This window comes from Lactonifactor longoviformis DSM 17459 (assembly GCF_900129135.1).
In the GTDB taxonomy this organism is placed as follows: Bacteria; Bacillota; Clostridia; order Lachnospirales; family Lachnospiraceae; genus Lactonifactor; species Lactonifactor longoviformis.
In genome coordinates, this window is record NZ_FQVI01000035.1 from 21465 (window position 1) to 32968 (window position 11504).

Below are 11504 nucleotides of genomic sequence, written 5' to 3' on the forward strand. Positions count from 1 at the left end.
ATCAATGAGCAGCAGACAACATAAGAATCCAACTACGCACTTTCTGCTGTGCAGCTTCATTGGACTTCTGCTCTTTAGTGTAGTGGTTTTCAGCCTGCTGGGAGTCTATATGAATCGAAAAAGCAGAAAAACTATTTACGAAGTTGGAGAAATTTATATGGCAGGAATGAATGAGCAAATGTCCAGACACTTTGAGAATGTCATTAAACTGCGTTTTGCTCAGGTAGAAGGCATTACATCCGTGGTTTCTGCAGAAAACAGCGACAGAGAGAGCCAATATGAGGAACTTGTTTACAGAGCACAGGTCAGAGGATTTGACTATTTAGCTATTTGCTCTAAGGAGGGAAACTTTGAAACTCTCTATGGTGAATCCATACAGCCAATTAATCCGTCCCCTTTTGTAGAGGCATTGCAGCAGGGAGAGCAAAGGGTTGCCGTAGGGGTTGATGCGGTTGGGAATGAAGTGGTATTATTTGGAGTAGAGGCTGATTATCCTATGAAAAATGGTGAGGAATGCATCGGGCTGACAGCGGCTGTTCCTCTGGATTATATCACTGAGTTTCTTTCCTTAGAGGACGAGGGGCAACTGACGTATTATCATATCATACGGCCGGATGGCAGTTTTGTAATACGCGATTCTAATACTGAATTGTGGGAATACTTTAATCTGCTGCAGATGCAGCATAATTCAGCAGCAAACCAATCACTCTCAGACACTGGTCTAGAAGGGTTTGCTGATGCTCTGAAAGGCAATCAAAAGTACAGTGCAATTCTCAAGGTAAATGGTGGGGACCGGCAAATATATGGTATGCCATTGCCTTATTCTGAATGGTATTTAGTTGGGGTAATGCCCTACGGTGTATTGGACGAGACTATAAACAGCCTGAGTGATCAGCGTATACTCATTACATTGCTGTCCTGTGTTTCTGTGCTGCTCCTTCTGACCTTGATTTTTCTCCGCTACTTTTCCATGACCCGTATGCAGATGCAGGAGCTGGGGAAGGCGCGTCAGGCGGCCATTGAGGCAAGCAAGGCAAAAAGTGAATTTTTAGCTAATATGAGTCACGATATCCGAACCCCTATGAATGCGATAGTAGGTATGACTGCGATAGCCACGGCACACATTAATGACCGGGAACAGGTGAAGAATTGTCTTAGGAAAATTACATTGTCAAGCAAACACCTCTTAGGGCTAATTAATGATGTATTGGATATGTCGAAAATAGAAAGCGGCAACTTGACTTTGACAACAGAGCAGATCTCTTTGAGAGAGGTTACTGAGGGCATTGTTAGTATTATGCAGCCTCAGGTGAAGGCAAAAGCCCAATATTTTGATGTACATATTGAGAATATATTGACCGAAAATGTTTGGTGTGATGGAGTACGTCTGAATCAGGTCTTGCTTAACCTTTTGTCTAATGCCACTAAGTATACACCTGAAGGAGGCTCTATACAGCTATCTCTGTCAGAAGAAAAATCTCCAAAAGGAGAAAATTTTGTGAGAATTCATATTAATGTTAAGGATAATGGAATCGGCATGACAACGGAATTCCTGAAAAAAATATATGAATCCTACAGCCGTGCGGACGGCAGCAGGGTGCATAAAACCGAGGGGGCCGGTTTGGGAATGGCAATCACAAAATATATTGTGGATGCAATGGAAGGAACAATCGATGTACAGAGCACGCCTGGCAAAGGTACAGAATTCCATATTGTGGTAGATTTTGAAAAGGCTGCCGCCATAGAGGTGGATATGGTACTTCCCCCCTGGAATATGCTGGTAGTTGACGATGACGAATTGTTATGCAAAACCGCCGCAGGCGCACTGCGTTCCATTGGAATTAGGGCAGAATGGACCCTGAGTGGAGAAAAGGCGGTGGAATTGGCAAACTATCGCCACAAAAAGAGAGACGACTATCAAATTATTCTATTAGACTGGAAGCTGCCTGATATGAATGGTCTTCAGGTTGCAAGAGAGATTCGGCATAATTTAGGGAGTGAGATACCGATTCTGCTTATTTCTGCATACGACTGGGGCGAATTCGAGGCAGAGGCCAGGGACGCAGGAATCAGTGGTTTCATTTCCAAGCCGCTGTTTAAATCAACCTTATTTTATGGCCTCCGCCCGTATATGGGGGGTGAGGCAGCAAAGGACCTGGTATCGGAAAAAAATATAAATATGTCTGAGCGGCGTATCCTGCTTGCTGAGGATAATGAACTTAATTGGGAGATTACAAGGGAACTGCTGTCCGACCTGGGCGCTAAACTGGAATGGGCAGAAGATGGGCAGATATGTCTGAAGAAGTTCCGGGATTCACCCACGGGATATTACGATGTCATTCTCATGGATATACGGATGCCCAATATGACAGGGTACGAGGCGGCAAAGGCAATAAGAGGACTGGAACGTCCGGATTCTTCAACGGTTCCGATCCTTGCCATGACTGCGGATGCTTTTTCAGAGGATATCCAACAGTGTCTGGAATGCGGCATGAATGCCCATATAGCGAAGCCTATTGATGTCAAAGACTTAATCCGCCTGCTGAAAAAATACCTATGATACACATAATTTATAAACGCGTGTCTGAGGGCACGCGTTTATATAGGCTGTCGACTTATGCCCCTCACAGTGTATTGTATTCACTTTCTATGCTTTTCCTCCAGCGATTTCACCATTCATTAATATCCCATATGAATAATTGGATTGGGCAATGCAGGATATTATATTTAGTCATATTTAAGATTAAATTAATAATTTCTTAAAAAGGTGTAGATTTTATTAAGTCCTTATAGTAAAATGTTATATGTCATTTTATGTCGTATGATGAACAATGACTAAAGTGAGCTTTTATTAAGGGAGAATTTTTTATATGACCTATAATTCTATAGCATTTATTGTTTTTTTTGCTGTTTTTCTTCTTATCTATTTGCTTATGCCAAAAGTAGGGCTAAGGCAGGCTGTAATTTTAATCGGAAGTATTATCTTTTATAAATATGCATGCGGATGGAATCTTCTGGCAGTGATTTTAGTCACATCATTTGTTGTCTATTTTATTTCCAGAAGTATTGAACATGTATATTTAGGATACGAAAAAGAGAAAGAAGGGCTGAAACCAAAGGAGCAGGCTCTTCTTTTTGCAAAATTTAAAAAGAAAAGCAGGAAATACCTTCTGTTTGCAATGTTTTTGGTTATAGGAATTTTAATCTATGTAAAGGTAGGAGGACTGCTTCAATGGAAACGAGTATTTACCGTTTCACAGGTTTTCCAATGGAAGACATATCTTGTCCCACTTGGCATCTCATATTATACCTTTTCATCAGTAGGCTACTTGCTGGATGTATATTGGAAAAAAACAAAATGTGAACACAATTATTTTAAATTGCTAACATGTATGATATATTTTCCGCATATTGTGCAGGGGCCGATTAGCCGATATCCTAAGTTGATAAAGCAATTCAATGAGCTTCCGGGATTTTCTTATGAGCGGGTGTGCTTTGGTATTCAGCGTATGCTATGGGGATACTTCAAGAAAATGGTAGTAGCTGATAGAATAGCACTATTTACTTCTACCGTATATTATACACCGTCTGACTTTGCGGGGATAGAAATAGTAATAGCGGTAGTACTAGGCGCTATAGAACTTTATGCAGATTTTTCTGGGTGCATGGATATTGTAATTGGGGCTTCTGAGGCGATGGGAATCGTTTTGGATGAAAACTTCAAACAGCCATTTTTCTCAAGAAGTGCAGCTGAATTCTGGAGAAGATGGCATATTACCTTGGGAACCTGGTTTAAAGATTATGTGTATATGCCAGTTGCTATGAGTCCAAGCTTTATGAAGTTTGCAGTAAAAATCAGAAAGAAATTCGGCAATCGGGCAGGCCAGGTAATATCAGCGGCAGTCCCTCTCGTGATAGTTTGGTTATTAACTGGATTATGGCATGGAACAGGCAGTGATTACATAGTTTGGGGGCTTTATTGGGGGATACTTATTATTTTGGGAACGGTATTGACTCCGGATTTTAAAAAGCTTAACAACTGGTTAAAGATAGATACATCTGCCTTTGGATTTCGTTTGTTTCAAATGTCCAGAACTTTTTGTATATTTTGCATAGGACGTATGCTTACGGTAACTGGTTCACTTGAGGGATTTGCAGTAATGATTCAGCAGATATTTAAAGAACATAGGCTATGGACCCTGTTTGACGGAAGTTTGTACTGTCATGGATTAGATCAGAAGAACTTCTATATCGTACTGTTTGGAATACTTATTATGTGGGGAGCGGATATGCTTCAAGACAAAGGCGGAATTAGAGAAAGCCTGGCTAAGCAGCCGGTTTTGCTTCGATGGGGCGTATATTACGGCTCTATTGTTCTTGTATTAATATTTGGTATGTATGGCTCTGCATATGATGCCAGCAGCTTTATATATGGTGGATTCTAAAAATAAAAAGATAAAGAGGTAGAGAGATGAGAGAACAAATTAAAAAAGTATTAGAAGAAAATTACCCGGAGATTGATTTTGAAAGCTCTAATGAGCTGGTAGATGACGGTATCTTGGACTCACTTACTATGGTAGGCATTATTTCTGCACTGTCAATGGAATTTGGGGTGATGCTGCCTTATGAGGATATTATACCAGAAAATTTTAATTCAATTGATGCAATGGCAGAACTGATTGAAAAATATTCCTAATCGGTACATACAGGACTGCAGCAGGAGGTAGATATGTTTGATACACTAGTGAATAACGTGTTGCGGCTTGCAGAGACACAGCCGGATAAATTAGCAGTTGCATTTAAAAAGGAACAGGTTACTTATAAGGAACTGGCAGACAAAGTGATTGCCGTCGGGACCAATCTGGCATCTTTGGGCGTCCATAAAGGTGACAGAGTATTATTTACTGCTTTGTCTAAGCCGGAGATGGTAGCTGCTTATCTTGGGATTCAATATTGCGGGGGTATTGCTGTTTTTGTAGATAAAAACAGCACACCTGAAAATGCTTTATCTGTATATGCTGATTCGGAAGCGGTGTTATTTTTAACAGACAAACCTATGAAAGAATATGCGGATAAAATAAGGCTGCATTCTTTGAAACAATTATATTCTTCAGAACTAAAAACAGAGGAGTTTATTTATGCAATGCCTCAAGAGGAGGATATGGCAGAATTACTGTTTACCACAGGGACGACAGGTAAGCCCAAAGGCGTGATACTTACTTATAGATCAGTGTATCATATTCTAATGAATACTATTGAAGGGATTGGAATTACTCCGGAGGAAAGAGTACTTCTGCCATTGCCACTGAATCATTCTTTTGCTTTGCGTGTACTTCGGGCAACACTTTATCAAGGGGCTTCTGTTATTCTTCAAAATGGTTTTGCATTTGCAAAAGAGGTTGAGAACAATCAGACAATGTTCAATTGTACAGCAATGGCAGCTGTGCCGGCTTCAATGGAAATATTGCGCAGCCAGATGCAAGAGCAATTTATTAAGGTGTTAAGCAGATTCCGGTATATAGAGATAGGTGCAGGCAGTTTGACTATTGAGCAGCGGAAACGTCTGACTAGGCAGCTCCCCAGCACGATAATCTATAATACATGGGGGTCCTCTGAATCCGGAGGGGCATTATTTACAAATGTTACGGAGATTGCAGATAATCCCGTACAGATTGGAACGATAGGCAAACCCCTCCCACAGGTCAGCATAAAAGTTCTGGATGAAAATGGAAAGGAGATAAAAAGTGATTCCAGTCATCCGGGACGTATGGCACTGAAAGGTGATATGCAGATGGCTGGGTATTGGCATAGAGATGAATTGACCAGAGATACTCTAAAAGATGGATGGCTTTTAACCAGCGATATGGTCTATATGGATGATGATGGATATGTATATATGCTGGGAAGAGCGGATGACATTATTAATGTAGGCGGCGAAAAAGTCTCTCCTATAGAGGTCGAGAATATTGCAGGGCAGTATGAAACGGTAAAAGAATGTGCTTGTATAGGTGTAGATGATCCGGAAGAAGTTTTAGGCCAAGTACCTGTTTTGTTTGTTGCTGCAAAAGACAGCAGCTTTACAGAAACAGGTATTCAGACATTCCTTGCAGAGCATATGGAACGGTATAAGCTGCCGCGGTATTATTTTCTTCTGCAAGGGATTCCAAGAAACCGTATGGGAAAGATTGATAGAAAAGAACTGCGCAGACTGTGGAAAGAGCGGGGAGAGAATAACTTGATGAATCCGGTTATGCAGGCGATCCTTACCAGACGAAGTGTTCGAAAATTCACACAACAGCCTATTCCTAAAGAGATACTGGAGATGATTTTACAGGCCGGTTATTATGCGCCTACAGGCCACAATATGCAGACTTGGAGATTTACTGTACTTCAGGACCAAGAGAAAATTCAAAACCTGAAAAGGATAGTCGGTGCAGTAGCAAAAGAAAAGAAGGTGCATTTCTATGGATTTGAACAGCCGCCTTGCCTCATACTGATTTCAAATGATATAAGAAATATCAATGGATGTCAGGATGCTTCCTGCGCTGCGGAGAACATTTTTTTGGCAGCACATTCGTATGGATTAGGATCTGTATGGCTAAATGCTTTAATGACGCTATGTGAGGAACCTCCTATACGTGCTTTACTAAACAGCTATGGAATTCCATCGAATCATAGAGTATGGAGTATGGCTGCACTTGGTTATCCTGCAGCTGAAGGGACCCTTTTGGCGAAGAAAAAGGATGTAGTATTTTATGTGGATTAAGAAAAGAAAAGATAAAATACTTAAGATATGCAGGGCTGTCATATTTATTATAATTTTATGTTTTATTGTTGGATACCTAAGCTCCGTTCTTGTCTCAAAAAGTTCATATTCAAAGGTATCTCCCTTTCTTAAAGAGGAAGAGAACTTTGACGTGTTATTTATGGGAATCAGTCATATGCAGGTTGGGGTATATCCAATGGATTTATGGAAAGATTATGGAATTGCTTCATTCAATTTTGGAGAATCAGGAGCCAGACTGCCTTATAGTTATTGGGCGTTGAAAAATGCGTTGGACTATACGACACCTGAGTTAGTTGTCATTGACGTTAGAAGGATGGACGTGAATGATAAGGAATACGATGATTACGTGAGTACAGTATTTGATGAATTCCCTTTATCTAAGACAAAATATGAGGCAGCCATGGATTTATTCGGGGATTGGGATATGCGTTTAGAGTTTCTGTTCCCATTTATAAAATACCATAGTCGATGGACCGAATTAGATGAAAATGATTTTACAAAAGAGTTATATAGAATAAATCAAGGTGCATATTCATATCCTAAGGAAAGTTTACATGTTGCTATTCCGGAAGAGCACCAAATTATATCAAAAGATGATAAGTCTGAGGGTGGCGTGCTTGCTCAAAAGTATCTGCGCCAGATGATAGAATTATGCCAGGGCCAGGGGATAGACGTTATGCTGACTGAGTTGCCGTATCCGGCAGACGAAGAAGCTCAGCGGTTAGCTAACGGGGTAGCAGATATTGCAGACGAATACGGTATTAATTATATTAACTTTCTCCAGATGGATGGGATTATTGATTTTGACACAGATATGAATGATAAATCAGCCCATGTAAATGACTCAGGAGCGCGGAAAATCACATCTTATTTAGGGAACTATATTAAGGAGAACTATAGTGTACCAGATAGACGCGAAGATAAGAAATATAGTTCGTGGAATGACGTTTATAAAAAATATGAAGAATATAAAATCAGCAGAATAAAAGAGCAGACGAGCCTGGATAATTATCTTATGCTGCTGTCAGATAAAAATCTAAGCAGTTGTATATATATTAATGAAGGCGCTGATATTCTCAGGGATGAACGTATGAAGAATCTTCTTATGAATATTTCACAGCATCAGGATTTAACACAGTTGGATGCTGCCGGAGAATCCAGGGAGGATTATTTACTCATTGTAGATAATGGTTCTTCAAAAGTATGGGAGGGGATAGGAGAAGAAATATCGCCTGACCTTGATACATCTTTCGGTAGGATTGAAAATGTGGCAGATGAGGATGAAGAACCTTATATTTTAATTCAGGGCACAGATAAAAGTTATTTTCTGAATATAGGAGAGAATAGTTTAATTGCAGATATTCAGATTATGGTGATAAATAATTCATCGGGTGAAGTGGTAGATATGGCTGCATTTAATGTAGATGTGAGAAGTGATAATATTTCTGCTACAAGAAATTAATTTTAACAGAATATGAATTATAATCAGTAAGAAAAGGCTGATTGGTTTTCAGAATGAAAATCAGTCGGCTTTTTTAGTGGGGAGAGGAAACGATCCACTCTGTATAGGAGGCCTAATTTGATCTTTAGTATTTATTTTTGCTAAGTATTATAATATACTTAAATAGTATAATTTTAACTTAACGGGTGGAAATTTGAAATAGAGACAAGCAGATGAAAAACATCGGGCAGATGTACTTGCATACGTCAATGTATAATTTAAGTTTATGATAGAGGAGAGAAAGGGGTATCTTCCATGGAGGACACATCTAAGAATAAGCCAACAAAACATATATGCGCGGGTCTGCTGGCCCATGTGGATGCCGGGAAAACTACATTGGCTGAGGGAATTTTATATTTGACGGGAAGCATCAGACGTCTGGGCCGGGTGGATCATCAGGACGCCTTTTTGGATACCCACGAGCTGGAACGTTCCAGGGGAATTACCATATTTTCTAAGCAGGCTATTCTGTCCCTGGGAGATACTGAGGTGACACTTTTGGATACCCCGGGACATGTGGATTTTTCGGCTGAGATGGAGAGGACCCTTCAGGTACTGGATTATGCCATACTGGTTATCGGCGGGGCAAATGGGGTACAGGCGCATGTTCAGACGCTGTGGCGCCTGCTGCAGCATTATAAGATACCGGTATTTATATTTATAAATAAAATGGATCAGAAGGGCGCAGACCGGAATCAGCTACTGGATGAGCTAAGGAGCAAGCTGGATGAGAGATGTGTTGATTTTGGACAGAAACAGTCTCCGGAGCTGTTTATGGAAAATCTGGCAATGTGTGATGAGGGAGCTTTGGAGCAGTTTCTGGAAACTGGAGAAATCAGACAGGATGAAATTGTGAAACTGATAGGGGAAAGGAGAGTATTTCCCTGCTATTTTGGATCTGCTCTTAAAATGGCTGGGGTCGAGGAATTTCTGGAAGGATTCAGAAAATATACAGTTTCTCCGGATTATTCAGAGGAATTCGGGGCCAAAGTCTATAAGATCTCCAGGGATGCCCAGGGGAGCCGTTTGACTCATATGAAGATCACCGGGGGAAGCCTGAAGGTAAAAGGGCTTTTGACTAACCAGGTGCAGAACGAAGCAGAGAAGTGGGAGGAGAAGGCAGATCAGATCCGACGTTATTCCGGTGCAGGATACGAAACTGCGGATGAAGTATCGGCGGGTACTATCTGTGCAGTGACAGGACTTGGACGGACGTATTCCGGTCAGGGACTGGGGATAGAGGCCGCTTCAGAGGCTCCTCTTCTGGAGCCTGTGCTGACATACCAGATTCTTCTTCCTGAGGGATGTGATGTACATGGTATGTTTCTGAAGCTGCGGCAGCTGGAGGAAGAGGAACCGGAGCTTCATATCGTGTGGGAAAAGAGTACCGATGAGATACGGGCCCAAGTGATGGGCGAGATACAGATAGAGATTTTAAAGAGCCTGATACAGGAACGCTTTGGGATAGAAGTGTCTTTCGGCGAAGGCAGTATTGTGTATAAAGAAACACTGGAAACCAGGGTGGAAGGGAGTGGACACTTTGAGCCTCTCCGCCATTACGCTGAGGTTCATCTTCTGTTAGAGCCCTTAGAGCCGGGTGCAGGGCTTGTATTTGACACAGTCTGCAGTGAGGATATGCTGGACAGAAACTGGCAGAGATTAGTCCTGACTCATCTGAGGGAAAAAGTGCATAAGGGAGTGCTCACCGGCTCTGAGATAACCGATATGAAAATTACTCTGGTGGCTGGTAAAGCTCACCAGAAGCATACAGAGGGCGGTGATTTTCGGGAGGCTACGTACCGTGCGGTAAGGCAGGGTCTAATGAGCGGCAGGAGCATCCTTCTGGAACCTGTCTACGAGTTCCGGCTGGAGGTGCCCGCCGACAAGGTGGGACGGGCTCTGGCCGATATTCAAAGGATGTACGGCAGTTTTTCACCTCCGGAGCTTGAGGACGGCTCTGCAGTCATTTTGGGCAGTGCACCTGTGTCTACCATGGGAGGATACCAGAGAGAAGTGATCGCCTATACCAGAGGAAGCGGAAGATTATTCTGCAGTCTGAAAGGCTATGAACCATGTCATAATACAGAGGAGGTAATCGCTGCCATTGGATATCAGCCGGAGGCAGATCTTGAGAACCCTACAGGGTCAGTTTTCTGTTCTCATGGAGCCGGGTTTGTGGTACCCTGGGACCAGGCAGCTGAATATATGCATGTGGATAGCGGATGGAGTTTAAAAGAGAAAGAAGAGGAATATCCTCCGGAGCTCCCCGTCTCTTCTGGACCTCGTTTTCGCGAAAGCTGGCAGAATGAAAAGGAACTGGAGGAGATTTTTGTCCGTACGTTTGGACCTATAAAACGGGAAAAAAATGCATGGAATCGAAACCATGTTCCTTCCAGAACCGGAGAAAAGGAAAGAAGACCGAGGAAGCCGGAAAACCAAAAGGAATATCTTCTTGTGGACGGATATAATATTATCTTTGCGTGGGAAGAGCTGAAAGAGCTGGCAGAGGTAAATATTGAGGGAGCCAGAAACAAACTCATGGATATCCTGTGCAATTATCAGGGGTATAAAAAGAATACGCTGATTCTGGTTTTCGACGCCTACAAAGTAGAGGGAAATCAGGGTGAGGTATTAAAATACCATAATATTCATGTGGTATATACCAAAGAGGCAGAGACGGCGGATCAATATATCGAAAAAGTGGCGCATGAAATTGGTAGGAAACACCAGGTCACTGTGGCGACTTCGGACGCCCTTGAGCAGGTAATTATCCTTGGACAGGGAGCAGCCCGGCTGTCCGCAGCAGGACTCAGGGAGGAAATCCAGGCGGCGAATATTGAAATCAGAAATACTTATATGGGGACACATAAGGGGAATAAAAATTATCTATTTAACCATCTTACCGAGGATATGGCGGAATTGATGGAGGATGTGAGGCTGGGGAGGAAGACGTTGGATGAATAGGGGGAATTAGGATTTAGCAGTGTGACTTGGAGATCGGCTCAGGAGTATTCACGACGGCAGGTGTAGGTGGCGGAGGGACGGTGAGAGAAATCCCGCGGCAGCGGGCTGGCTGGTTCGGGCGGGAGGAAGGCATAAGTTCCGGGGACACCTCCGTCGCGAAGAGAGTCTAAGACAAAACCGGAATCCCCGCCGGAGCACCGTTCGTATGTGCAAAGAATGCTTGATGTGCATTCTCTGCCCATGCTCACTTTT

The 11504-nt window shown here is 42.3% G+C and carries 6 protein-coding genes; all 6 read left to right on the forward strand.

What is annotated here, in order from left to right:
- The first annotated feature begins 4 nt into the window (after nt 1–4).
- Nucleotides 5–2560, forward strand: a complete 2556-nt coding sequence (locus BUA56_RS20085; protein WP_072854561.1) for a hybrid sensor histidine kinase/response regulator — start codon at nt 5–7, stop codon at nt 2558–2560.
- 310 nt (nt 2561–2870) lie between these two features.
- Complete coding sequence (locus BUA56_RS20090) at nt 2871–4445, forward strand: MBOAT family O-acyltransferase (protein ID WP_072854562.1); 1575 nt, start codon at nt 2871–2873, stop codon at nt 4443–4445.
- A gap of 26 nt (nt 4446–4471) precedes the next feature.
- Entirely contained in the window at nt 4472–4696 is a 225-nt protein-coding gene (locus BUA56_RS20095) for an acyl carrier protein (RefSeq protein WP_072854563.1), read from the forward strand.
- A gap of 33 nt (nt 4697–4729) precedes the next feature.
- A complete protein-coding gene (locus BUA56_RS20100; RefSeq protein WP_072854564.1) occupies nt 4730–6766 on the forward strand; it encodes an AMP-binding protein in 2037 nt (678 codons plus the stop codon).
- A complete protein-coding gene (locus BUA56_RS20105; RefSeq protein ID WP_072854565.1) occupies nt 6756–8249 on the forward strand; it encodes an SGNH/GDSL hydrolase family protein in 1494 nt (497 codons plus the stop codon). Before BUA56_RS20100 ends, BUA56_RS20105 begins: the two co-directional genes overlap by 11 nt.
- 294 nt (nt 8250–8543) lie before the next feature.
- On the forward strand, nt 8544–11252 hold the full coding sequence (locus tag BUA56_RS20110) for a translation factor GTPase family protein (RefSeq protein WP_072854566.1): 2709 nt from the start codon (nt 8544–8546) through the stop codon (nt 11250–11252).
- Nucleotides 11253–11504: the final 252 nt, after the last annotated feature.